We start from the raw sequence: 23342 nt of genomic DNA on the forward strand, positions 1-23342 counted from the left end.
TCCGTGAGCTCTCCGCGCATCCTCCCGCCTGCCCGTCGACAGGTCTTGGTGGCCGACCTGGCCGCGCACGTCGGCGCCAGGCTCGACGGAGATCCCTCGGCGAGGGTCGCGTCTGTCGTGCTCGACAACCGTCGGACCGTCCCGGGGGACCTCTTCGCCGCGGTCCCCGGTGCGCGCACGCACGGCGCGGCGTTCGCGGACGATGCGGTGCGCCGGGGCGCGACGGCCGTGCTCACGGACGCGGTCGGGGCCCAGATCGTGCGGGACGCGGGGTGCGCGGTCCCGGTCCTCGTCGTCGAGGAGGTCAGGGCGGTGCTCGGCGCGTCCGCGGCGCACGTGCACGGCGATCCCGCGGCGGCGATGACGACGTTCGGCGTGACGGGCACCAACGGCAAGACGACGACGACGTTCCTCCTGGACCACGCGCTACGTGTGCTCGGCCGCCGCACGGGGCTCGTCGGGACCGTCGAGACGCGCTTCGGGGAGACCGTCGTCCCGAGCACGCTGACGACCCCTGAGGCCCCCGAGCTGCAGGGCTGGCTCGCGGCGATGGTCGCGGACGACGTCGACACGCTCGCGATGGAGGTGTCGTCGCACTCGATCGCGATGCATCGCGTCGACGGGATCGACTTCGACGTCGTCGGCTTCACAAACCTCAGCCAGGACCATCTCGACTTCCACGGCACGCTCGAGGAGTACTTCGCGACGAAGGCCGAGCTGTTCGGGCCTGAGCGGGCGCGTCGCGCGGTCGTCGTCGTGGACGACGAGTGGGGTGCGCGCATGGCGCGCGAGGCCCGCGTGCCCGTGACGACCGTCGCGACGGCCGGTGCGGACGCCGACTGGACCGTGCGCGACGCCGAGACCGAGGCTGGTGGGACGCGTCTGACGCTCGTGCACCGCGACGGTCGTCGCGTCCCCACGCGAGTCGCGCTCCCGGGCGGGTTCAACGTCGCGAACGCGGCCCTCGCGTGCGTCATGCTGCTCGAGTCCGGCGTCGACGCGGACGAGCTCGTCGCGGCCCTCGGGCCGGAAGGCTTCGACGCGCGCGTCCCCGGACGCATGGAGGTGCTCTCGGACGCGCCGCGCGTCGTCGTCGACTTCGCGCACAACGCCGACGCGCTCGAGCTCGCGCTGCGCTCGCTGCGCACGACGACGCCGGGGCGCCTCGTCGTCGTGTTCGGCGCGACGGGGGAGCGCGACCGTGGCAAGCGCCCGCACATGGGCGCAGTGGCCGCTCGCTGGGCGGACGTCGTCGTCGTCACGGACGACGACCCGCACGGAGAGCCGCCGGCCCCGATCCGCGCCGAGGTGCTCGCGGGCGCGCGGGCCGCGACCGGACGTGAAGGTCCCGGACCTGAGATACTCGAGGTCGCGCCCCGCGCGGAAGCGATCCGCCAGACGGTCCTCGAGGCCGGTGACTCGGACACGGTCCTGCTCGCGGGGCGCGGGCACGAGACGGTTCAGGAGGTCGACGGTGTCGACCTCCCGTTGGATGATCGGGTGGAGGCGCGGGCCGCGCTGGCCGCCCGCACCGCAGGGCGCGAGCGCACGCCGGCCACGCCGCACGACGAAGGAGATACGCACGCATGATCGCTCTCAAGGCCGACGAGATCGCGCGCCTCACCGGCGGCAGGCTCGTCGGTGACGGCGACGCAGTCGTCACGGGACCGGTCGTCGTGGACTCGAGGCTCGTCGAGCCGGGCGGGATGTTCGTCGCGTTCGCGGGCGAGCACGTCGACGGGCACGACTACGTGGCGCGGGCGACCGAGGCGGGTGCGGTCGTCGTGCTCGCGGCGCGCGAGGTGGACGCTCCGTCGGTCGTCGTGGTCGACGACGTGCAGGCGGCGCTCGGGCAGGTCGCCCGCGAGGTCCTCGCGCGCGTGCGCTCGCGCGGAGAGCTCAAGGTCGTCGCGGTGACGGGCTCCGTCGGCAAGACGACGACGAAGGACCTCGTCGGGCAGGTCGTGTCCCCGTCGGGGGAGACGGTCGTGCCGCGCGGCTCCTTCAACAACGAGATCGGGCTGCCGCTCACGGTCCTCCAGGTCACCGAGACCACCCGGTTCCTCGTCCTCGAGATGGGCGCCGACCACGAGGGCAACATCACGTACCTCACGGGCATCGCCCCGCCCGACGTCGCTGTCGTCCTCGCGGTCGGTACGGCGCACCTCGGCGAGTTCGGCGGCGTGGAGGCGATCGCCCGCGCGAAGAGCGAGCTCGTCACGGGCGCGGCCGAGGGCGGCGTCGCCGTCCTCAACGCGGACGACCACCGCGTCGCCGCGATGGCGCCGCTCGCTGCGGGCGACGTCGTGACGTTCGGGACGGTCTCGGGTGCGCAGGTCGCAGCCGACGACGTCCGGATCGACCGCGCAGGCCGCGTGTCGTTCGAGCTGCGCGCGGACGGGGCGAGCGCGCCCGTGAGCCTGCAGCTCGTCGGCGAGCACCACCTGTCGAACGCGCTGGCGTGCGCCGCCGTCGGGCTCCAGCTCGGGCTCGACGTGGCGACGGTCGCCGAGCGCCTCAGCGGGGCGACGGCGCTCAGCCCGCACCGGATGCACGTCGTCGACCGTCCTGACGGCGTCACCGTGATCGACGACTCCTACAACGCGAACCCCGACTCGATGCGGGCCGCTCTCAAGGCGCTCGCTGTCGTCGCAGGTCGCGAGCGGCGCTCGGTCGCCGTGCTCGGCGAGATGCTCGAGCTCGGTGAGGAGAGCCGGGAACGTCACGACGAGGTCGGTCGGCTCGCGGTGCGGCTCAACATCAACCTGACGATCGTCGTCGGGCCGGGTGCCTGGGCCATCTTCGACGGCGCTCAGATGGAGGGGTCGTGGGGCGACGAGGTCGTCCAGGTCGACGACCTCGAAGCCGCGGAGAAGCTCCTCGCCGAGTACCTCGAGGAGGGTGACGTCGTCCTCGTCAAGGCATCGAACGGCACGGGCCTGTGGCGCCTCGCCGACCGGCTCGTGGGCGCAGGGGCCGCCGCATGATCGCCATCCTCGTCGCGGGCGGCACGGCTCTCGTGCTGTCGTTGCTCCTCACGCCGCTGTTCATCCGGTACCTCGTGCACAAGCAGTACGGCCAGTTCATCCGTCAGGACGGCCCGACGGCGCACTTCACGAAGCGTGGCACGCCCACGATGGGCGGCGTCGTCATCATCGGGTCCGTCCTCGTCGGTGTCGCGGCGTCCGCGATCGTCGCGGGCAGGCTGCCGAGCATCTCGACTTTCCTCGCGCTGTTCCTCATGACGGGCCTCGGCCTCGTGGGGTTCCTCGACGACTTCATCAAGATCTCGCGGCAGCGCAGCCTCGGTCTCTCGGCGCGGGGCAAGATCATCGGCCAGGGCTTCGTCGGGATCACGTTCGCGGTGCTCGCGCTGAACTTCCCCGACGCGAGCTTCCGCACGCCGGCGTCGACCAAGATCTCGTTCGTGCGGGACTCGGGCATCGACCTGGCGTTCGCGGGGGCGACGATCGGCTTGATCCTGTTCGTGCTGTGGGCGAACTTCCTCATCACGGCGTGGTCGAACGCGGTCAACCTCACCGACGGCCTCGACGGCCTCGCGACCGGCGTGTCGCTCATGGTGTTCGGCGCCTACGCGTTCGTCGGCATCTGGCAGTGGAACCAGCGTTGCGCGGTGCTGACCTCCGCGGGCCCCAGCTGCTACGAGGTGCGGGACCCGTGGGATCTCGCTGTCGTCGCGGCCGCGATCACAGGCGCGCTGTTCGGATTCCTGTGGTGGAACGCGTCGCCTGCGAAGATCTTCATGGGCGACACGGGCTCCCTGGCCCTCGGTGGTGCGCTCGCCGGCCTGTCGATCCTCACCCGGACCGAGATCCTCGCGGCGATCATCGGCGGCCTGTTCGTCGTGATCGTCATGTCCGACGTCATCCAGATCGGTGGTTTCAAGCTCACGGGCAAGCGCGTCTTCAAGATGGCGCCGCTGCACCACCACTTCGAGCTGTCGGGCTGGGGCGAGGTGACGATCGTGATCCGCTTCTGGATCATCGCCGGCCTCTTCGCCGCGCTCGGGATCGGCCTGTTCTACACCGAGTGGGTCGCCGGATGGTGACGTCGGGTCACCCTGGCGCACCGCTCGCACCGGACCTCGCTGCGGCGCGCGTGCTCGTCGCAGGTCTGGGTGTGACGGGGCGTGCCGTCGTCGCGGCGCTCGTGAATCGCGCGGCAGCGGTCACGACGCTCGACGCGAACGCGCCTGGTGCCGACCTCCAGGACAGCGCGGACGTCGACCTCACGTCGGTCGATCTCGTCGTCGCGTCGCCCGGCTGGGCCCCGACGCACCCCCTCCTCGTCGCGTCCGCCGAGGCGGGGATCCCGGTGTGGAGCGAGGTCGAGCTCGCCTGGCGGCTGCGGGTGGACCGCGCCGCGGGCGGCGGGCCCGCACCGTGGCTCGCTGTCACCGGGACCAACGGCAAGACGACGACGGTCGGCATGCTCACGTCGATGCTCGCCGCTGCGGGCCTCGAGGTCGCGGAGGTGGGGAACGTCGGGCGCCCGGTGGTCGAGGCTGCCGTGGACCCGTCGGTCGACGTGCTCGCCGTCGAGCTCTCGAGCTTCCAGCTGCACTTCACGCACACCATGGCGGTCGAGGCGGGGGTGGTCCTCAACGTCGCGACGGACCACGTCGACTGGCACGGCTCCGCCGAGGCGTACGCCGTGGACAAGGGCCGCATCTTCGAGCGGGCCCAGGTCGCGTGCGTCTACAACGTCGCGGACGAGACGACGCGCCGTCTCGTCGAGGACGCCGACGTCGCCGACGGCGCCCGCGCGGTCGGCTTCACGCTCGGCTCGCCGGGACGTGCCGAGATCGGCCTGATCGAGGACATCGCCGTCGATCGTGCGTTCCACACGCACGCGAGCGACCCGGGGCGGCACAGCAGCGCCGAGGAGCTCTTCACCCTCGCGGACCTCGGGCACCTCGCAGGTCCTGACGGCCGGGTGGCGCCGCACGTCGTCGCGAACGTCCTCGCGGCTGCTGCGCTCGCCCGCGCCCACGGCCTGTCCGCGGACGACGTGCGGCGCGGCGCCCGCGCGTTCCGGCCCGGGCAGCACCGCATCGAGACGGTCGCGACAGCGTCCGTCCCCGGTGGGAGCGTGAGCTTCGTCGACGACTCGAAGGCGACGAACGCGCACGCGGCGTCCGCGTCGCTCGCGGCCTTCGCCCCGGGGTCGGTCGTCTGGGTCGCGGGAGGCCTCGCGAAGGGCGCCACGTTCGACGACCTCGTGATCGAGCGTCGCGACCGGCTCCGCGCCGTCGTCCTCATCGGAGTCGACGCGGGCCCGCTCGCGGAAGCCATCGACCGACACGCGCCCGATCTCCCGGTCGTGCGTGTCGATCCTGGCGAGACTGGGACCGTGATGGCGCGCGCCGTCGCCGCGGCCGCCGGCCTGGCGGAGCCGGGCGACACGGTCCTGCTGGCGCCGGCGAGCGCCTCCATGGACCAGTTCCGCTCGTACGCGGAGCGCGGCGAGAAGTTCGCTGCGGCCGCGCGCGAGCACAGCCATGACGGTGAGTGAGGAGGTGACGACGCGGATGGCGACCGACCGCGCTGGCTCCTCGACCGACGACGGCAACCCGGCCGGGCAGGCGCGTGCGCCCCGCCGGCGCCTTCTCGGATTCTTGGACAGCCCCGTCGCGAGCTACTACCTCCTCGTCGGTCTCACGTCCCTGCTCGTGCTGATCGGCCTCGGGATGGTCCTCTCGGCGTCGTCCGTCAAGTCCCTCCAGCGTGGCGACTCGGCGTACGAGATCTTCCTGGGGCAGGCGCAGTACGCGGTGTTCGGGACGATCGCCCTCGTTGCGGCGAGCCTCATGCGGCCCGCCTTCTACAAGCGGGTCTCGTGGCCCTTCCTGTTCGCCGCGATCGGGATGCAGCTGCTGATCTTCACGCCGCTCGCCCGGTCGAAGGGCGGGAACACGGGCTGGATCTACCTCGGCGGGTTCACCGTGCAGCCCGCCGAGATCGCGAAGCTGGCGCTCGCGATCTGGCTCGGTACCGTGCTCGCTCGCAAGGCGCGGCTGCTCCACCAGTGGGGTCATGTGCTCATGCCGGCGGTGCCGGTCGTCGGCATCGTCGTCGGGCTGGTCCTCGCCGGGCACGACCTCGGTACGGCGATCATCCTGCTCATGGTCGTGGCCGGCGCCCTCTGGGTCGCGGGGGTCCCGGGGCGCATGTTCCTCGCGGGAGGCGCGGTCATGGCGGTCTCCGTCTGGGCGCTCGTGGCGTTCCAGGGCAACAGCAACCGGCTCGGGCGCATCGACTCGTGGCTCAACGCGTCGTGCAACCCGGACGTGGCGACGTGCTACCAGTTCATCCACGGCAAGTGGGCGCTCGCATCGGGCGGCCTGTCCGGTGTCGGCCTCGGGGCGGGCAGCGAGAAGTGGCTGTACCTGCCTGAGGCGCACAACGACTTCATCTTCGCCGTGATCGGCGAGGAGCTGGGCCTGCAGGGCACGGTGCTCATGCTCGTGCTGTTCGGTGCGCTCGGCTATGCGATGTCGCGTGTCGTGGTGCGGCACCCGGACCCGGCCGTCAAGGTGACGACGGGCGCGATCTGCTGCTGGATCGTCGGGCAGGCGCTCGTCAACATCGGCGTCGTGATCGGTGCGCTGCCCGTCATCGGAGTTCCCCTCCCGCTCGTGTCGGCGGGCGGCTCCGCGCTCATCATGACGATGGCGGCACTCGGGGTCGTGATCAGCTTTGCCCGGGACGAGCCGGGGGCGCGCGAGGCGCTCGCTGCTCGGTCCGGGACCGTACGACGGTCGCTCGCGGTCGTCGGCGGGTCAGTTCGTCGTCGTCGGAAGGACGCGTGAGACGTGGTTGAGTCGGTGTTGCTTGCTGGAGGTGGGACCGCGGGGCACGTCAACCCGATGCTCGCGGTCGCGGACGAGCTGCGAGCGCGGCACCCGGCAGCTCGGCTGACCGTCCTCGGGACGCAGGAGGGCCTCGAGTCGCAGCTCGTGCCGGCCCGCGGCTACCCGATGGCGGTCGTGCCGCGGGTCCCGCTGCCGCGCCGTCCGGGCGCGGACCTCTTCTCGGTGCCGCGGCGCCTGCGAGCGGCGGTCGCCGCGGCCTCGCGCGCGATCACGGAGAACGAGGCGCAGGTCGTCGTCGGGTTCGGTGGATACGTGTCGACGCCCGCGTACCTCGCGGCCCGCCGGTTGGGTGTCCCTGTGGTCATCCACGAGCAGAACGCCCGTCCGGGGCTCGCGAACAAGCTCGGTGCCCGGTGGGCCCGGTCTGTCGCGGTGACGTTCCCGGGCACGCCGCTGCGCGGCGGCATCATCACGGGACTGCCCCTGCGGCACGAGATCGCGGACCTCGTCCGCGACCGCGAGGTGGACGCTGCGCGGGTGCGCCGTGAGGCTGCGGCCACGCTCGGGCTCGACCCGGGGCGCAGGACGCTCCTCGTGACGGGCGGCTCGCTCGGTGCGCAGAGCCTCAACGACGCCATGACGGGGGCGCTCGACGACGTCGCCGCGTCCGACGCCCAGGTGCTCCACCTGACGGGGAACGGCAAGTCCGGCGCGCTCGAGAGCGCGCTCGCCCAGCGTCCCGAGCTCGCGAACCGCTACCACGTGCGCGAGTACCTCGAAGACATGCACCTCGCGCTCGCGGCGTGCGACGTCGTCCTGTGCCGTTCGGGTGCGGGCACGGTCGCCGAGCTCACGGCGCTCGGGCTCCCGGCGGTGTACGTGCCGCTGCCGATCGGCAACGGGGAGCAGCGGCTCAACGCGCTGCCGGCGGTGCACGCGGGCGGCGGTCTGCTCGTGGACGACGCCGAGGTGACGCCCGAGTGGGTGCGCACGCAGCTGCTCACGCTGCTCGTGGACGAGGACCGGGTCACGCAGATGGCGGAGGCCGCGGCGCGGGTGGGCCGCGTGGGTGCGGCGTCGGACGTCGCAGACATGGTCGAGCGGGCGGCGGGGGAGCGCGATGAGTGAGTCTCCGATGTCGCGGTTCGTGGATGAGATCCCGGCCGTCGCAGATCTCGGGACCGTGCACCTCGTGGGTGTCGGTGGTGCCGGCATGTCGGTCGTCGCGCGCCTGCTGCGCTCGCGCGGGGTCGACGTGCAGGGCTCGGACGCGCGGGGCGGAGCGGTCCTGGACGCGCTCGAGGCCGACGGCGTGCGCGTGTGGGTCGGTCACGACGCCGCGCACGTCGCGGGCGCGAGCACGCTCGTCGTGTCGAGCGCGGTGCGCGAGTCGAACCCGGAGCTCGCGGCGGCACGCGCAGCGGGGCTGCGCGTGCTGCACCGCTCGCAGGCGCTCGCGGCCCTCATGGAGGGCAGTCGCGCGGTCGCGGTCGCGGGCGCGCACGGCAAGACGACGACGTCCGCGATGATCGCTGTGCTCCTCGAGGGTGCGGGCCTCGCGCCGTCCTTCGCGATCGGAGGGTCGGTGCGCACGGCCGACGGCGCGCTGGCGGGCGGTCACCTCGGTTCGGGTGACGTGCTCGTCGCGGAGGCGGACGAGTCTGACGGCTCGTTCCTCAACTACCGTCCGACGATCGCTGTGGTCACGAACGTCGAGCCGGACCACCTCGACAACTACGGCACGACGGAGGCGTTCGAGCGGGCGTTCGTCGAGTTCGCGGCCCGGGTGCGCCCTGGCGGGCATCTCGTGGCGTGCCTCGACGACGACGGCGCGCGGCGTCTCGTCGACGTCCACCGTGCGGCGGGCGGGCAGGTCGTGACGTACGGCACGGCCGCGGACGCGGACGTCCGGGTCGAGCACTATGCGCCGTCGGGTGACGGTTCGACGGCGACGCTGGTCGTCGCTGGCGTCGGGGGATCGGTGGGCAGCGCTCCTGTCGCGCTGCGCGTCCCGGGTGAGCACAACATGCTCGACGCCGCTGGTGCGGTCGCGGCTGCGCTGCTGCTGGGCGTCCCGCTCGACACCGCCGTGGCGGCCGTCGGCGCGTTCGTCGGTACGGGGCGCCGGTTCGAGGACCGTGGCACGGCGGGCGGGGTGCGCGTCGTCGACGACTACGCCCACCACCCGACCGAGGTCGCCGCGCTCGTGACGGGTGCGCGGCCTGCGGCAGGGGAGGGGCGCGTCCTCGCCCTGTTCCAGCCGCACCTGTTCTCCCGGACCAAGGCGTTCGCCGCCGAGTTCGCGGCCGCGCTCGACCTTGCTGACGTGGCGGTCGTGACGGGTGTGTATGCCGCGCGGGAGGACGACGACCCGGCTGTGACGGGTGAGCTCATCACGTCGCGCAGCACGCGTGGCGCCCGGTACGTCCCGGACAAGGTCGAGGCTGCGCGGGTGGTCGCTCGGCTCGCTCGGCCGGGGGACCTCGTGCTGACGATCGGCGCGGGCGACGTGACCGAGCTGGCGCCGGTCGTCCTCGACGAGCTGAGGGCGTCGGAGTGAAACCCCCGGCACGTCCGCGGCCGGGCGCGCCTCGGCCTGGCGAGCGTCCGGCGCAGCGTCGGGCTGCACCACCGACGCCGCGTCCTCGCAAGGAGCCGTCGGCCGGAGCGCCCGCCCCTGCGCCTGCTTCTCCGCCTGCGCCTGGCCCTGCGCCCGCCGCGCCTGCTCCTGCGCCGGCCGCACCGTCGGACCCTGTGCGGGTGGCGGAGGGGGCGCGCCGTCCGGCGACGAGGAGCGTGCCGACCGGGTCTGTCCCTGTCGTGCCGCTCCCTGGCCCGTCGACGCGCGTCCCGACCGTGTCGACGGGGTTCGCGGCGCGGCTCGCCGAGAAGGCGGCTGCGCGTCGGCACGTGCTGCTGCGACGCGCGCTGTGGGTCGTCGCGGGCCTGCTCGTCGTGGGTGCGGGCGTGTGGGGCGTGTTCTTCTCGCCCGCGTTCGCGCTCGACGAGGACCAGGTGGTCGTGGACGGTCTCGGGACGGTGATCGCGCCGGGTGCTGTCGAGAAGGTGGTCGCCGTGCAGGCGGGCACGCCGTTGACGCGCCTGGACACCGTGCGGCTGCGTGCGCGGATCCTCGAGGTTCCGGGCGTGCGGGACGCGACGATCGTGCGGGACTGGCCTCGAGGGTTGACGGTCGATCTCGTGTCGCGCGAGCCGGTCGCGGCGGTGCCCGAGGGCGGTGGCTTCGTGCTGCTCGACGACGAGGGCGTGCAGGTCGGTCGGTCCACCAAGGTTCCGGACGGTCTTCCGGAGATCACGTTCCCGCTCGACCAGGACAGTCGCCGGACCCTCGCGAGCGCGCTCATCCTGCTCAACGCCCTGCCGGCGAAGATCGCGCAGGACGTGCGGACGATCTCGGCGACGAGCCCGGACGACGTCCAGATGGAGCTGCGCGGTGGTGCGACGGTCGTGTGGGGGAGCTCTGCCGAGGCCGCGCTCAAGGTGCGCGTGCTCGAGGTGCTGCGCAGCGCGAAGGCGTCGAAGGGCTCGAAGGTGTTCGACGTCTCAGCACCGAACGCACCCATCACGCGCTGATCGGCAAGGCTCGTCGGGGCGGCGGGACATCGTGGGGCGACACGCGCCCTCGGTCGTTGCTCCGGGTCGTCGCGGCGCATAGCGTCCAACTAGCAGAACGTGACATAACTCTAACCCTCTACCTGAGGGTGAAGGTTGCCAGCACCGATCGAGAGGTACCCCCGTGGCAACACCGCAGAACTACCTGGCCGTCATCAAGGTGGTGGGCATCGGCGGCGGTGGCGTGAACGCCGTCAACCGCATGATCGAGGTGGGGCTCAAGGGAGTCGAGTTCATCGCGATCAACACCGATGCCCAGGCGCTCCTGATGTCTGACGCCGACGTCAAGCTCGACGTCGGTCGTGAGCTCACGCGCGGGCTCGGCGCTGGCGCCGACCCGGAGGTCGGCAAGAAGGCCGCCGAGGACCACACCGAGGAGATCGAGGACGTCCTGCGGGGCGCCGACATGGTCTTCGTCACCGCGGGCGAGGGGGGTGGCACCGGAACCGGTGGCGCGCCCGTCGTCGCACGCATCGCGCGCTCTCTCGGCGCACTCACGGTCGGCGTCGTCACGCGACCGTTCACCTTCGAGGGCCGCCGCCGCTCCAACCAGGCCGACGCCGGCATCGACGCGCTGCGCAACGAGGTCGACACCCTCATCGTCATCCCGAACGACCGCCTGCTGTCGATGTCCGACCGCAACGTCTCGGCGCTCGACGCGTTCCACCAGGCCGACCAGGTGCTCCTCTCGGGTGTCCAGGGCATCACCGACCTCATCACCACGCCCGGCCTGATCAACCTCGACTTCGCCGACGTGAAGTCGGTCATGCAGGGCGCCGGCTCGGCACTCATGGGCATCGGCTCGGCCCGCGGCGACGACCGTGCGGTCCAGGCCGCCGAGCTCGCGATCTCCTCGCCGCTGCTCGAGGCGAGCATCGACGGCGCCCACGGCGTGCTGCTCTCGATCCAGGGCGGCTCGGACCTCGGCCTCTTCGAGATCAACGAGGCTGCACGTCTCGTCCACGAGGCCGCGCACCCCGAGGCGAACATCATCTTCGGTGCGGTCATCGACGACGCGCTCGGCGACGAGGTCCGCGTGACCGTCATCGCCGCCGGTTTCGACGGCGGTGCGCCGCAGGTCCGCAAGGACGGCCGCGGGCTCGGCCAGGTCGAGAGCGCCGCTCCCGCGATCGAGCGCCCGGCGACCCGTCGCCAGGAGCCGGCCACCACGACCGGCATGCACTCCCAGGCGCGCCCGATGGTCCCCGTCGAGGAGAGCGAGCGCTACCAGCCCGTCGTCCCGGCGAGCGACCCGTACGCGTCGTCCGCGCAGGAGACGGCCGAGCCGAACGTCTACCAGCCGGTGCAGCCGACTCCCGCGACGGGCCAGCTCGAGGTTCCGAGGATCTTCGACGAGGAGCCCCCGCGCCGTCGCGCGGACGACCTCGACATCCCGGACTTCCTCAAGTAGCTCGGTGACCGACCCGCAGCACGGGCCCCGGACGATCGAGGTCGACCTCGGTCCCGGGGTCTGTGCCGTCTTCACGACCGTCCACGGCGGCGTCTCCGCCCCGCCGTGGGCGAGCCTCAACCTGGGGACTGCGTGCGGTGACGCGCCAGCGGCCGTCGCCGAGAACCGGCGACGCCTGGGCGTGGCGGTGGGTGCGCCCGTCGCCTTCGCCACGCAGGTGCACGGGGCGGACGTCCTCGAGGTCTCGGGTGTCGACGGGCTCGGCGGCCTGTCGGGAACCGTCGGGGAGGCCGACGCCCTCGTGACCCGAGCGACCGACGTCGCGCTCGGCGTCCTCGTCGCCGACTGCGTGCCCGTCCTCCTCGCCGACCCGGACGCCGGCGTCGTGGCCGTCGCCCACGCCGGACGTCGCGGCGTCGAGCGTGAGGTCGTGCTCCGCGCGCTCGGCACGATGGTCGCGCGAGGCGCCGACCGTGCGCGGGTGCGCACCGCCGTCGGGCCGTGCGCGTGCGGGGCCTGCTACGAGGTTCCCGAGGACATGCGCGCGGCCGTCGCCGCACGTGTCCCCGCCACCTGGTCGACGACGTCGTGGGGGACGCCTGCTCTCGACCTCGCCGCCGGTGTCGAGCAGCAGCTGCGCGACGCGGGCGTCGCCTACGTCGCCCGTGCGGACCGCTGCACGATCGAGGACGCCGACCTCTTCTCCTACCGTCGCGCCGGACGGACGGGCGACCCGACCACGGGACGCTTCGCCGGCGTCGTCCGGATCGACCCGGCACGCCCCTGAGCGGAACCTCGCGCGCCGGGCGTGTCGGTGCCGAGCGGGGCGAACACCGACGGTTAGCGTGATTCCACCAGTGTGACGATGGACGGAGATAGGTCATGGCCGGAGCGCTTCGCAAGACGATGCTGTATCTGGGCCTCGCGGACGACCGTGGGGACCAGGAGTATGCCGACGCATACGAGGACGAGTACGCCGAGGAGTACGTCGAGCACGAGGAGGCTCCCGCGATGTCCCACGACTTCCCTGCCCAGGTGACGCCGATCAACCGCGCCGCCGCGCAGCGCCCCCAAGCGCCCGCTGCCGCCGACCTGCGCCGCATCACGACCGTGCACCCGCGCTCGTACAACGATGCGCGCGTGATCGGTGAGGCCTTCCGCTCGGGCACCCCTGTCATCATCAACCTCACCGACATGGACGACGCCGACGCGAAGCGTCTCGTCGACTTCTCGGCCGGGCTGATCTTCGGCCTCCGCGGCGCGATCGAGCGGGTCACGAACAAGGTGTTCCTGCTCTCGCCGGAGAACGTCGAGATCACGGGCGAGGAGCAGGTGGCAGCGGGCGACACCCGTTCCCACGCGGGCTTCTTCAACCAGAGCTGAGCAGACGCGCGTGCAGCAGCTGTTCGGCGTCCTGGCCACGCTGTGCTTCGTGTACTTCATCGTGCTCCTGGGGCGCATCGTCGTCGACCTCGTGCGCGTGGTCGCGCGTGACTGGCGTCCGCACGGGGTCGGCCTCGTCGTGATCGAAGGTGTCTACCTCGTGACCGACCCGCCGCTGCGCCTCCTGCGGCGTCTGATCCCGCCGTTGCGCCTCGGGCGCGTCCAGCTCGACCTGGCTTTCCTGGTGCTGATGCTCACCACCTCCGTCCTGGTGAACATCTTCGGGAGCCTCGCGAGCTGACTGCCTGGACCGAATACGAACCTGGGCGCGCAGCGCGCCCAATATCCGCTAGCGTGAGTCCGTGGTCGTCATCGACGTCCCGGCTCCATAACCCGAGTAACTCAACGAGGTGACACGATGGCACTGCTGACCGCAGAGGACATCCTCAACAAGAAGTTCACGGCGACGAAGTTCCGCGAGGGCTACGACGTCGTCGAGGTCGACGACTTCCTCGACGAGGTGCTCAACACGTTGCGAGCCCTCCAGGGCGAGAACGACGACCTCAAGTCCAAGCTTGCCGCGGCCGAGCGTCGCGTCGCCGAGCTGACCCGCGAGAACGCGGCAGCGGTGCAGGCAGCCTCCGCCCCGTCGCCCGCCTCCGCTCCCGAGCCCGTCCGCGAGGTCGTGCCCGTCCCGGAGCCCACGCCGGCCCCCGTCCCTGCGCCTGCCGCGGCGCCCCAGGTGTCGCGGGCGAGCGAGCCCGAGTCGGCCACCGGGATGCTGCAGCTCGCGCAGAAGCTGCACGACGACTACGTCCGCTCCGGCCAGGAGGAGGGCGAGCGCCTCGTCAACGAGGCACGCACCGAGGGCGAGCGCATCGTCCGCGAGGCGCAGGAGACCTCGGCGCGTACGCTCGGGCAGCTCGAGCAGGAGCGCTCGCTCCTGGAGCGCAAGATCGACGAGCTGCGCCAGTTCGAGCGTGACTACCGCACCCGCCTCCAGAGCTACCTCGAGACGCTGCTCGGCGACCTCAACACGCGGGGTTCCTCGATCCCGCCGTCGAACAAGGTCAACCCCGGCCTCTGAGCCGACGGGACGCCGTCCCGACTGAACCACCGGCCACGGCCGGCCACAGGCACCGCCACCGCGCGTGTTGTCTGGGCCGGTCGTTGCCGTCTATCCTCGGCAGTTCTGAACAGAGAGGCGACCTGATGTCGATCCAGGACGAAGAACGAACCCCTAGTCTCACGGAGCGGTTCCCGCGCCTCGCCAAGGACGTCAAGACCTTCCAGGTCCGCGACGGCGAAGAGCCGTGGACGCTCAAGGAGGCCAAGGCGGTCGCGACAGAGCTCGTCGCCGAGGTCGAGCGCCTCGAGGTCGAGCTGGCGAACGCGGACGCGGAGCTCTCGGAGCTGCTGCGCAACTCGGGGGACGGCGCTGGCGACGACCAGGCCGACTCGGGGTCGAGCGCGCTCGAGCGCGAGCAGGAGCTCACGTTCGTCAACAACACGCGTGACCTCCTCGCGCAGAACACGCACGCGATCCAGCGGATCGCCGCGGGGACGTACGGGACGTGCGAGTCGTGCGGCGGCCCCGTGGGCAAGGCCCGTCTGCAGGCGTTCCCACGCGCCACGCTGTGCGTGACCTGCAAGCAGCGCGAGGAACGACGCTGACCGAGGAAGCGGGCGACGTCACGTCGCACGGCGCCCGCCAGGACGACGTCCACGACGGTGACGCGCCCGCTCCTGCCCCTGCAGACGTCGTCGCGCCGGCCGCCCCTCGCAGCAAGCGGCTCGCGGTGCTCATGTTCGGCCTCGCGGCTGGGGTCGCTGTCGTCGACCAGCTCACCAAGCAGCTCGCGCTGAGCAGCCTCGAGCTCGGCGCCTCCACGACGTGGTTCCTCGGCGAGCTTCTCGGGTGGAAGCTCCTCCTCAACCCGGGGGCGGCGCTCTCGATGGGGACCGGCATCACCTGGGTCCTCACGCTGCTCACGGTCGCGGTCGTCGTCGTGATCGCGACACGCGCCCGGCGCATCACGTCGCGGGCATGGGCCGTCGCGCTCGCGCTCGTCCTCGGCGGAGCCGTCGGCAACCTGATCGACCGGCTCTTCCGCGCCCCCGGGTTCCCCGAGGGGCACGTCGTGGACTTCATCAACTACGCGGGCTTCTTCGTCGGGAACGTCGCCGACATCGCCATCGTCGCCGCTGCCGGCCTGCTCATCGTGCTGTCGTTCCGGGGCACCCCGATGACCGGTGGCCCGGATGACTCCGGCGAGAGCGCGGCCGAGGCGCAGGAGGAGGCCGGCGCGACGGTCGCCCCTGTGGCGCACGAGGCCGACACCGCGAGCGGCGAGCCGGAGCAGCGATGACCTCGCGCTCCCTCCCCGTTCCCGACGGCCTCGAGGGCGAGCGCGTGGACGCCGCACTCGCGCGTCTGCTCGGCTTGTCCCGCACCCGTGCCGCAGAGCTCGCGGGCGACGGCGCCGTGAGCGTCGACGGCCGGACTGTCGGCAAGTCGGACCGCCTCGTCGCGGGGTCCTGGCTCGAGGTAGAGCTGCCCGACCCGGCTGCGGCGGTCGAGCCGGAGCCGGAGCCCGTCCCGGGGATGATCGTGCGCTACGAGGACGACGACGTCGTCGTCGTCGACAAGCCGGTAGGAGTCGCAGCGCACCCGTCGCCGGGCTGGACGGGGCCGACCGTCGTCGGCGCCCTCGCTGCGGCCGGCTACCGGATCTCGACGTCAGGCGCGGCTGAGCGCCAGGGGATCGTGCACCGCCTCGATGCGGGCACGAGCGGGCTCATGGTCGTCGCGAAGAGCGAGCTCGCCTACACGGCTCTCAAGCGCGCCTTCAAGGAGCGCACGGTCGAGAAGGTCTATCACGCGCTGGTCCAGGGCCACCCCGAGCCGACGACGGGCACGATCGACGCCCCGATCGGGCGGCACCCGTCGTCCGACTGGAAGTTCGCGGTCGTCGCCGACGGCAAGCACTCGGTGACGCACTACGAGGTCCTGGAGATGTTCCCCGCGGCGAGCCTCGTCGAGGTGCACCTCGAGACCGGGCGGACGCACCAGATCCGGGTCCACTTCTCGGCGCTGCGGCACCCGTGCGTCGGCGACCTCATGTACGGCGCGGACCCGCGCCTCGCCGAGCGCACCGGACTGACGCGGCAGTGGCTCCACGCGATGCGCCTCGGGTTCGACCACCCGGTGACGGGGCAGCCGGTGCTGTGCACGTCCGAGTACCCGGCCGACCTCGCGCACGCCCTCGAGGTGGTGTCGGATGGTTTCCGCTGAAGGTGCGCACGACGGCGTGATGATCGAGGTCGTCACGACGCAGGCCCAGCTCGAGGAGTGCTACGCGGTCCGCTTCGAGGTGTTCGTGGAGGAGCAGAAGGTCCCGGCGGACGAGGAGCTGGACGCGCTCGACGTCGCTGAGACCACGACGCACGTGCTCGCCCGAGACGCGGCGGGCCGTGCCGTCGGCACGGCCCGGTTGCTGACCGCTGCGGAGCACCCGGGTGTCGTGCACGTCGGGCGTGTAGCCGTGCGTGCGGTCGCGCGTGGCACGCACGTCGGCGTCGCGCTCATGGAGGCGCTCCACGGGCTGGCGCTCGAGACGTGCGCGGTCGACGGCGTCGTCCGTTGCGAGCTGAGCGCCCAGCGGCAGGCCTTCGGCTTCTACGAGCGCCTCGGATACACCGTCGTGGGCGACTTCTACCTCGACGCAGGGATCGAGCACAAGGACGCCTGGATCGAGCTCCGGCGCGCCTGACGTGCACCGTCGCCGGGCGCGACGAGGGCCACTCCCGCCGGGGCGTCGGAGCGTCCGACGTCCGTCATAGGATCGGGGCATGCCCTCAGCCGGATCGGACTTCGTCCACCTCCATGCCCACACGGAGTACTCGATGCTCGATGGCGCAGCGCGCCTCGGGGACCTGTTCACCGAGGTCAACAGGCTCGGGCAGACGGCGATCGCGACGACCGACCACGGGTACCTGTTCGGCGCGTACGACTTCTGGAAGCAGGCCACGGCGGCCGGTGTGAAGCCGATCATCGGCGTCGAGGCGTATGTCACGCCGGGCACGAGCCGCTTCGACCAGACGCGCGTGCGCTTCGGCGAGGCCGGCCAGGAGGCGGACGACGTCTCGGCTCGCGGCGCCTACACGCACATGACGATGTGGGCCCGCAACAACGAGGGCCTGCACAACCTCTTCCGCGCGAGCTCGTACGCGTCCCTCGAGGGACAGATGGGCAAGTGGCCGCGCATGGACCGCGACCTCATCGAGCGGTACTCGGGCGGCATGATCGCGTCGACCGGGTGCCCCTCCGGCGAGATCCAGACCAGGCTGCGCCTCGGGCAGTGGGACGACGCGGTGCGCGTCGCCGGCGAGCTCCAGGAGATCTACGGCAAGGAGTTCTTCTACGTCGAGCTCATGGACCACGGGATCGACATCGAGACCCGCGTCCAGAAGGACCTCCTGCGCCTCGCGAAGACGATCGGCGCACCTCTCCTCGCGACGAACGACCTGCACTACGTCAAGCGTGAGGACTCGCACTCCCACGACGCCCTGCTGTGCATCAACTCAGGCTCCAAGCTGGCCGACCCGGGCCGCTTCAAGTTCGACGGTGACGGCTACTACGTCAAGTCGGCCGAGGAGATGCGACGGACGTGGGCCGAGCTGCCCGAGGCGTGCGACAACACCGTGCTGCTCGCGGAGCAGTGCGAGGTCTCGTTCAACACGAGCGCCAACTACATGCCGAACTACCCGTGCCCGCCCGGCGAGGACGAGACGTCCTGGTTCATCAAGGAGGTCGAGCGGGGGCTCGCCGTGCGGTACCCCGACGGGATCACCCCCGAGGTCCGCAAGCAGGCGGACTACGAGTGCCAGGTCATCACGCAGATGGGCTTCCCCGGCTACTTCCTCGTCGTCGCGGACTTCATCAACTGGTCGAAGGACAACGGGATCCGGGTCGGGCCTGGCCGTGGTTCGGGTGCGGGCTCCATGGCCGCGTACGCGATGCGCATCACGGACCTCGACCCGCTCCAGCACGGCCTGATCTTCGAGCGCTTCCTCAACCCGGACCGCGTCTCGATGCCCGACTTCGACGTCGACTTCGACGAGCGTCGGCGCGGGGAGGTCATCAGGTACGTCACGGAGAAGTACGGCGAGGACCGCGTCGCGCAGATCGTCACGTACGGCACGATCAAGGCGAAGCAGGCGCTCAAGGACTCGACACGCCTCCTCGACTTCCCGTTCGCGATGGGTGAGAAGCTCACCAAGGCGATGCCGCCCGCGATCATGGGCAAGGACATCTCGCTGTCCGGCATCTTCGACCCGAACGACAAGCGGTACGCCGAGGCGGAGGAGTTCCGGCAGGTCCACGCCGCCGACCCGGACGCGCAGCGCGTCGTCGAGCTCGCGAAGGGCATCGAGGGCCTGAAGCGGCAGTGGGGCGTGCACGCCGCCGGCGTCATCATGTCGAGCGACCCGCTGATCGACATCATCCCGATCATGCGCCGCCCCCAGGACGGCGCGGTCATCACGCAGTTCGACTACCCGAAGTGCGAAGAGCTCGGCCTCATCAAGATGGACTTCCTGGGGCTGCGCAACCTCACGATCCTCGACGACGCGCTCGACAACATCGTCGCGAACGGCAAGGAGCCGGTCGTCCTCGAGGACCTCACGCTCGACGACCCGAAGGCGTACGAGCTGCTCGCGCGCGGCGACACGCTCGGCGTGTTCCAGCTCGACGGCGGGGGCATGCGCTCGCTGCTCAAGCTCATGCGTCCGGACAACTTCGAGGACATCTCCGCCGTCGGTGCGCTCTACCGACCGGGCCCGATGGGCGCGAACTCGCACACGAACTACGCGCTGCGCAAGAACGGGCTCCAGGAGGTCACCCCGATCCACCCGGAGCTCGCAGAGGCGCTCGAGGACGTCCTGGGCAACACGTACGGCCTGATCGTGTACCAGGAGCAGGTCATGGCGATCGCGCAGAAGCTGGCCGGGTACACGCTCGGACAGGCAGACATCCTCCGCCGCGCAATGGGCAAGAAGAAGAAGTCCGAGCTGGACAAGCAGTTCGAGGGCTTCTCCGCGGGCATGATGTCGCGCGGCTTCTCGATGGACGCGGTCCAGACGCTCTGGAACATCCTGCTGCCGTTCTCCGACTATGCGTTCAACAAGGCGCACTCCGCCGCGTACGGCGTCGTCTCGTACTGGACGGCTTATCTCAAGGCGAACTACCCGGTCGAGTACATGGCCGCGCTCCTGACGAGCGTCAAGGACGACAAGGACAAGTCGGCGCTCTACCTCAACGAGTGCCGCCACATGGGCATCACCGTGCTCCCGCCGGACGTCAACTCGTCCTCGGCGAACTTCACCGCCGTCGGCGCCGACATCCGCTTCGGCCTGACCGCCATCCGCAACGTCGGCGCGAACGTCGTCGAGTCGATCGTCGCGGTGCGCGAGGAGAAGGGCGACTTCACGTCGTTCACCGACTTCCTCGACAAGGTGCCGGCCGTCGTCTGCAACAAGCGCACGATCGAGTCGCTCATCAAGGGCGGCGCGTTCGACTCGCTCGGGCACACGCGGCGCTCGCTCGTCATGGTCCACGAGCAGGCGGTGGACTCGGTGATCGGGGTCAAGCGCAAGGAGGCCGAGGGGCAGTTCGACCTCTTCGCGGACTTCGGTGCGACCGACGAGGACGAGTCGATCGGGTTCAGCGTCGACGTCCCGGACCTGCCGGACTGGGACAAGAAGCAGCTGCTGACGTTCGAGCGCGAGATGCTCGGCCTCTACGTCTCCGACCACCCCCTCTCGGGCCTCGAGCACGTGCTGTCCCGGGCCGCGGAGACGTCGATCGCCGCGCTCATCACCGACGAGGGGCGTTCTGACGGTTCGGTCGTGACGATCGCCGGCCTGATCACGTCGCTCCAGCGCAAGATGTCGAAGAACGGCAACCCGTGGGCCGCCGTGACGATCGAAGACCTCGAAGGGTCGATCGAGGTCATGTTCTTCGGCGAGACGTACCTCGCGTACTCGACGATCCTCGCGGAGGACCAGATCGTCACGCTCAAGGGACGTGTCCGGCGGCGCGACGAGACGATGTCGCTGCAGGCGATGGAGCTCTCTCTCCCGGACACGAGCGCAGGCCCGGACTCGCCCGTGCTCGTGACGGTGCCGGTGTCGCGGTGCACGCAGCCCGTCGTCGAGCGGCTGCGCGACATCCTGCGCACGCACCCCGGTGCGACCGAGGTGCACCTCAAGCTCACCGAGCCCGGCCGCGCGACGCTCATGAAGGTCGAGGACAGGCTGCGCGTCGAGCGGTCGCCCGCGCTGTTCGGCGACCTCAAGGCACTCCTGGGCCCGACCTGCCTCGCCAGCTGACCTGCGCCTGCTTCCCTTCCCGAGACCGGAGCGACACGTGATCCACCTGACCCCCGAGCAGCACGTCTTCGTCACGGAGCGGCACCTCGCGACCTTGTCGACCCTCCGCGCGGACGGTTTCCCGCACGTCGTCCCCGTCGGCTTCACGTGGGACGACGGCGCCGGGGTGCTGCGCATCACGACGAACGTCACGAGCGTCAAGGCGCGCAACCTCGCCGCCGGGAATGCTGACGGGGGGCCCGCGCGCGCGGCCGTCTGTCAGGTCGACGGCGGTCGGTGGATCACGCTCGAGGGACCGACGACGGTCGTGGACGACCCGGAAGAGATCGCGGAGGCGGTGCGCCGTTACGGCCTGCGCTACCGCGTGCTCGAGCCGAACCCGCAGCGAGTCGTCCTGCGCATGGCGGTCGACAAGGTGATGAGCTCGGCGTACATGGCCCGCTGAGGCGGGACGTCAGAGGCCTCGAGCGAGGCCGATCCACCGGCCCGGCGAAGAGCCCGTCGTGGAGCGCGTCAGGCGCGCGCGACGCGCGCCGTGCGGGTCCCGCCCGGGCCCGACACGGAGACGACGTCGCCGGGGACGAGCTGACGACCACGCCGTTCGTCGGTCTCACCGTTGACGCTCACGGCGCCGTCAGCCACGAGCTCGCGCGCCTCGGCACCGGACTCCGCGAGGTCGGCGAGCTTGAGGAACTGACCGAGCCGGATGGACTCGTCACGGATCGTCACGTCGTTCATGAGCCCAGTCTCGCAGGTCGGCGGCAGTCGCCGGCAAAGCCCGCGACCGGGGTGCGGGGCTCGGACTAGAGTTGGCGTCGTGATCAACCGTCTCGACCTGCGTGGTCGCTCCCTGTCCGCCCGTGAGCTCGCCGCGACCCTGCCTCGCCCCGAGGTCGGCGTCGAGGACGCGACGAAGCTCGTCGCACCGATCATCGACGACGTCCGCTCGCGCGGCGCCGCCGCGCTGCGCGACTACGCCGAGAAGTTCGACGGTGTGCGGCCCGAGCACGTGCGGGTACCGGCGGAGGCGATCACCGCGGCGCTCGAGGGGCTCGACGCGACCCTTCGGGCGAGCCTCGAGGAGTCGATCAACCGCGTGCGTCAGGTGCACGCCGCGCAGCGACCGACCGAGCTCGTCGTCGACCTGGCCCCCGGGGCGAGGGTGCGTCAGCGGTGGATCCCGGTGCAGCGCGTCGGGCTCTACGTGCCCGGCGGCCTCGCCGTGTACCCGTCGTCGGTCATCATGAACGTCGTCGCGGCGCAGGAGGCAGGTGTCCGCTCGCTCGTGGTGACGTCTCCGCCGCAGGCGCAGGACGGCGGCCTGCCCAACCCGACGATCCTCGCGGCGTGCGCGCTGCTGGGCGTCGACGAGGTGTACGCGGTCGGCGGTGCCCAGGCGGTCGCGATGCTGGCCTATGGCGCGGCAGGGGAGCTGCCTCAGGACGGCGACGTCCTCGCGGAGCCCGTCGATGTCATCACGGGGCCCGGCAACGTCTTCGTCGCTGCGGCGAAGCGCCTCGTGCGCGGCGTCGTCGGTATCGACGCGGAGGCCGGGCCGACCGAGATCGCCGTGCTCGCCGACGCGACCGCTGACCCCGAGCACGTCGCGGCCGACCTGCTGAGCCAGGCGGAGCACGACCCGATGGCGGCGTCCGTGCTCGTCACGGACTCGGTCGAGCTCGCCGACGTGGTCGATGCGGCGCTCGCGCGGCGTGCCGCCGCGACGCGGCACGCGGAGCGTGTCGCGACCGCGATCGGAGGACCGCAGTCCGCGATCGTGCTGGTGGACGACGTCGAGCAGGGCCTCTCGGTCGTCAACGCGTACGGCGCCGAGCACCTCGAGATCCAGACCAACGACGCGGCCGCGCTCGCGGACCGCGTGACGAGCGCTGGCGCGATCTTCGTCGGTCCGTACTCCCCGGTGCCGCTCGGTGACTACATGGCGGGCTCGAACCACGTCCTCCCGACGGGAGGGTGCGCGCACTTCTCGTCGGGGCTGGGCGTGCACAGCTTCGTGCGGGCCGTCCAGGTCGTCGAGTACTCGCGCGAGGGACTGGCGACGATCGCCGACCAGATCGTCACGTTCGCCGAGGCAGAGGACCTACCCGCGCACGGTGAGGCGATCAGCGCGCGGTTCTGACCTGTCGCGCGGCGGTGCCGTGCACGACGAGACGAGGTGCCTGGATGACCCCGCCCGACAGCCGTGCGGCCGCCGTGATGTGGTCCGCCTACCTCGCCTCGGGCCGGGGCCCGGCTCCGTCGGCGCCCGTGCCCGTCGTCGACAGCTTTGGTGACGGTCCGGCGCTCGCGGACGAGCTGCTCGGCCTCGTCCTGTCCGGGGTCAAGCGCGCGACCGCGTCCCTCCTCGACGAGTACGAGGTTCTCGGGGACACGGTTCCCGAGGAGGGTGACCACTGGGTCGTGTGCGACGGTGCGGGCATTCCCCGCATCATCCTGCGGACGACCGAGGTGCGGCGCGTGCGTTTCCGCGAGGTGGATGCGGCGTTCGCGTACGACGAGGGTGAGGGGGACCGCTCGATCGAGTCGTGGCGTCGTGGCCATCGGCGCTACTGGGAGCGTGTCGGCGCCAGCCTGGGCTTCGCTCTGACGAACGACTCGGTCGTCGTCGCGGAGCGGTTCCGGGTCGTCTGGCCGCCCGAGGATGCCGACGCCTGAGCGGGCTCGCGC

22 protein-coding genes are annotated in these 23342 nt (G+C 71.5%); 21 read left to right on the forward strand and 1 reads right to left on the reverse strand.

Annotated features, from left to right (window positions below; translation table 11 throughout):
- The first annotated feature begins 3 nt into the window (after positions 1–3).
- The 19 genes from AC4F3Q_RS03740 (at position 4) to AC4F3Q_RS03830 (ending at position 21099) form a co-directional block, all read left to right on the forward strand.
- Positions 4–1590: a UDP-N-acetylmuramoyl-L-alanyl-D-glutamate--2,6-diaminopimelate ligase gene (locus tag AC4F3Q_RS03740; protein ID WP_491038779.1), complete on the forward strand. Its 1587-nt coding sequence runs from the start codon at positions 4–6 to the stop codon at positions 1588–1590.
- Entirely contained in the window at positions 1587–2987 is a 1401-nt protein-coding gene (locus AC4F3Q_RS03745) for a UDP-N-acetylmuramoyl-tripeptide--D-alanyl-D-alanine ligase (RefSeq protein WP_491038780.1), read from the forward strand. The genes AC4F3Q_RS03740 and AC4F3Q_RS03745 overlap by 4 nt, the downstream gene beginning before the upstream one ends.
- A complete protein-coding gene (mraY, locus tag AC4F3Q_RS03750) occupies positions 2984–4069 on the forward strand; it encodes a phospho-N-acetylmuramoyl-pentapeptide-transferase (protein ID WP_491038781.1) in 1086 nt (361 codons plus the stop codon). The genes AC4F3Q_RS03745 and mraY overlap by 4 nt, the downstream gene beginning before the upstream one ends.
- Positions 4063–5535, forward strand: coding sequence for a UDP-N-acetylmuramoyl-L-alanine--D-glutamate ligase (murD, locus tag AC4F3Q_RS03755; RefSeq protein WP_491038782.1), 1473 nt, complete (start codon positions 4063–4065; stop codon positions 5533–5535). The genes mraY and murD overlap by 7 nt, the downstream gene beginning before the upstream one ends.
- On the forward strand, positions 5522–6832 hold the full coding sequence (locus tag AC4F3Q_RS03760; protein ID WP_491038783.1) for an FtsW/RodA/SpoVE family cell cycle protein: 1311 nt from the start codon (positions 5522–5524) through the stop codon (positions 6830–6832). Before murD ends, AC4F3Q_RS03760 begins: the two co-directional genes overlap by 14 nt.
- A 15-nt stretch (positions 6833–6847) precedes the next feature.
- A complete protein-coding gene (gene murG, locus AC4F3Q_RS03765) occupies positions 6848–7963 on the forward strand; it encodes an undecaprenyldiphospho-muramoylpentapeptide beta-N-acetylglucosaminyltransferase (protein ID WP_491038784.1) in 1116 nt (371 codons plus the stop codon).
- Entirely contained in the window at positions 7956–9395 is a 1440-nt protein-coding gene (gene murC / locus AC4F3Q_RS03770) for a UDP-N-acetylmuramate--L-alanine ligase (RefSeq protein WP_491038785.1), read from the forward strand. The genes murG and murC overlap by 8 nt, the downstream gene beginning before the upstream one ends.
- A 236-nt stretch (positions 9396–9631) precedes the next feature.
- Positions 9632–10429, forward strand: coding sequence for a cell division protein FtsQ/DivIB (locus tag AC4F3Q_RS03775; protein WP_491038786.1), 798 nt, complete (start codon positions 9632–9634; stop codon positions 10427–10429).
- A gap of 163 nt (positions 10430–10592) precedes the next feature.
- A complete protein-coding gene (gene ftsZ, locus AC4F3Q_RS03780) occupies positions 10593–11879 on the forward strand; it encodes a cell division protein FtsZ (protein WP_168445850.1) in 1287 nt (428 codons plus the stop codon).
- A gap of 4 nt (positions 11880–11883) precedes the next feature.
- Positions 11884–12666 carry a peptidoglycan editing factor PgeF gene (gene pgeF, locus AC4F3Q_RS03785; protein ID WP_491038787.1) on the forward strand — a complete coding sequence of 261 codons (783 nt, stop codon included), beginning with the start codon at positions 11884–11886 and terminating at the stop codon, positions 12664–12666.
- Positions 12667–12761: 95 nt separating this feature from the next.
- Positions 12762–13262 carry a cell division protein SepF gene (locus tag AC4F3Q_RS03790; protein WP_168445848.1) on the forward strand — a complete coding sequence of 167 codons (501 nt, stop codon included), beginning with the start codon at positions 12762–12764 and terminating at the stop codon, positions 13260–13262.
- Between the two features lie 10 nt (positions 13263–13272).
- A complete protein-coding gene (locus tag AC4F3Q_RS03795) occupies positions 13273–13563 on the forward strand; it encodes a YggT family protein (protein ID WP_491038788.1) in 291 nt (96 codons plus the stop codon).
- A gap of 117 nt (positions 13564–13680) precedes the next feature.
- Positions 13681–14349, forward strand: a complete 669-nt coding sequence (locus tag AC4F3Q_RS03800; protein WP_491038789.1) for a DivIVA domain-containing protein — start codon at positions 13681–13683, stop codon at positions 14347–14349.
- Positions 14350–14474: 125 nt separating this feature from the next.
- Positions 14475–14936, forward strand: coding sequence for a TraR/DksA family transcriptional regulator (locus tag AC4F3Q_RS03805; protein ID WP_168445845.1), 462 nt, complete (start codon positions 14475–14477; stop codon positions 14934–14936).
- Positions 14900–15631, forward strand: coding sequence for a signal peptidase II (gene lspA / locus AC4F3Q_RS03810; protein ID WP_491038790.1), 732 nt, complete (start codon positions 14900–14902; stop codon positions 15629–15631). The genes AC4F3Q_RS03805 and lspA overlap by 37 nt, the downstream gene beginning before the upstream one ends.
- Positions 15628–16557: an RluA family pseudouridine synthase gene (locus AC4F3Q_RS03815; protein WP_168445844.1), complete on the forward strand. Its 930-nt coding sequence runs from the start codon at positions 15628–15630 to the stop codon at positions 16555–16557. The genes lspA and AC4F3Q_RS03815 overlap by 4 nt, the downstream gene beginning before the upstream one ends.
- Positions 16544–17035, forward strand: coding sequence for a GNAT family N-acetyltransferase (locus AC4F3Q_RS03820; RefSeq protein ID WP_491038791.1), 492 nt, complete (start codon positions 16544–16546; stop codon positions 17033–17035). The genes AC4F3Q_RS03815 and AC4F3Q_RS03820 overlap by 14 nt, the downstream gene beginning before the upstream one ends.
- Positions 17036–17114: 79 nt before the next feature.
- Complete coding sequence (dnaE, locus tag AC4F3Q_RS03825; RefSeq protein WP_491038792.1) at positions 17115–20654, forward strand: DNA polymerase III subunit alpha; 3540 nt, start codon at positions 17115–17117, stop codon at positions 20652–20654.
- A 37-nt stretch (positions 20655–20691) separates the two neighbouring features.
- On the forward strand, positions 20692–21099 hold the full coding sequence (locus AC4F3Q_RS03830) for a pyridoxamine 5'-phosphate oxidase family protein (protein WP_491038793.1): 408 nt from the start codon (positions 20692–20694) through the stop codon (positions 21097–21099).
- Between the two features lie 68 nt (positions 21100–21167).
- Here the strand turns inward: AC4F3Q_RS03830 and AC4F3Q_RS03835 are convergent, their stop codons facing one another.
- The gene (locus AC4F3Q_RS03835) at positions 21168–21392 is read right to left on the reverse strand and encodes an RNA-binding S4 domain-containing protein (protein ID WP_168445841.1); all 225 of its coding nucleotides are present in this window, start codon (positions 21390–21392) and stop codon (positions 21168–21170) included.
- A gap of 79 nt (positions 21393–21471) precedes the next feature.
- Here AC4F3Q_RS03835 and hisD point away from each other — a divergent pair, with 79 nt between their 5' ends.
- Together hisD and AC4F3Q_RS03845 are read left to right on the forward strand one after the other, a co-directional pair.
- Positions 21472–22794 (forward strand): histidinol dehydrogenase, encoded by a 1323-nt coding sequence (gene hisD, locus AC4F3Q_RS03840; RefSeq protein WP_491038794.1) that lies wholly within the window; start codon positions 21472–21474, stop codon positions 22792–22794.
- Between the two features lie 44 nt (positions 22795–22838).
- Positions 22839–23330 (forward strand): ASCH domain-containing protein, encoded by a 492-nt coding sequence (locus AC4F3Q_RS03845; RefSeq protein ID WP_491038795.1) that lies wholly within the window; start codon positions 22839–22841, stop codon positions 23328–23330.
- Positions 23331–23342 lie beyond the last annotated feature (12 nt).

The organism is Flavimobilis sp. BM9 (assembly GCF_058313055.1).

Excerpts from the sequence above, each read along its gene's own strand:
- AC4F3Q_RS03760 (WP_491038783.1), top strand. The coding sequence starts at position 5,522 with ATGACGGTGAGTGAGGAGGTGACGACGCGGATGGCGACCGACCGCGCT.
- mraY (WP_491038781.1), top strand. The coding sequence starts at position 2,984 with ATGATCGCCATCCTCGTCGCGGGCGGCACGGCTCTCGTGCTGTCGTTG.
- AC4F3Q_RS03835 (WP_168445841.1), bottom strand. The coding sequence starts at position 21,392 with ATGAACGACGTGACGATCCGTGACGAGTCCATCCGGCTCGGTCAGTTC.
- dnaE (WP_491038792.1), top strand. The coding sequence starts at position 17,115 with ATGCCCTCAGCCGGATCGGACTTCGTCCACCTCCATGCCCACACGGAG.
- AC4F3Q_RS03845 (WP_491038795.1), top strand. The coding sequence starts at position 22,839 with ATGACCCCGCCCGACAGCCGTGCGGCCGCCGTGATGTGGTCCGCCTAC.
- AC4F3Q_RS03820 (WP_491038791.1), top strand. The coding sequence starts at position 16,544 with ATGGTTTCCGCTGAAGGTGCGCACGACGGCGTGATGATCGAGGTCGTC.
- AC4F3Q_RS03815 (WP_168445844.1), top strand. The coding sequence starts at position 15,628 with ATGACCTCGCGCTCCCTCCCCGTTCCCGACGGCCTCGAGGGCGAGCGC.
- AC4F3Q_RS03800 (WP_491038789.1), top strand. The coding sequence starts at position 13,681 with ATGGCACTGCTGACCGCAGAGGACATCCTCAACAAGAAGTTCACGGCG.
- AC4F3Q_RS03790 (WP_168445848.1), top strand. The coding sequence starts at position 12,762 with ATGGCCGGAGCGCTTCGCAAGACGATGCTGTATCTGGGCCTCGCGGAC.
- AC4F3Q_RS03805 (WP_168445845.1), top strand. The coding sequence starts at position 14,475 with ATGTCGATCCAGGACGAAGAACGAACCCCTAGTCTCACGGAGCGGTTC.
- murC (WP_491038785.1), top strand. The coding sequence starts at position 7,956 with ATGAGTGAGTCTCCGATGTCGCGGTTCGTGGATGAGATCCCGGCCGTC.
- AC4F3Q_RS03745 (WP_491038780.1), top strand. The coding sequence starts at position 1,587 with ATGATCGCTCTCAAGGCCGACGAGATCGCGCGCCTCACCGGCGGCAGG.
- murD (WP_491038782.1), top strand. The coding sequence starts at position 4,063 with ATGGTGACGTCGGGTCACCCTGGCGCACCGCTCGCACCGGACCTCGCT.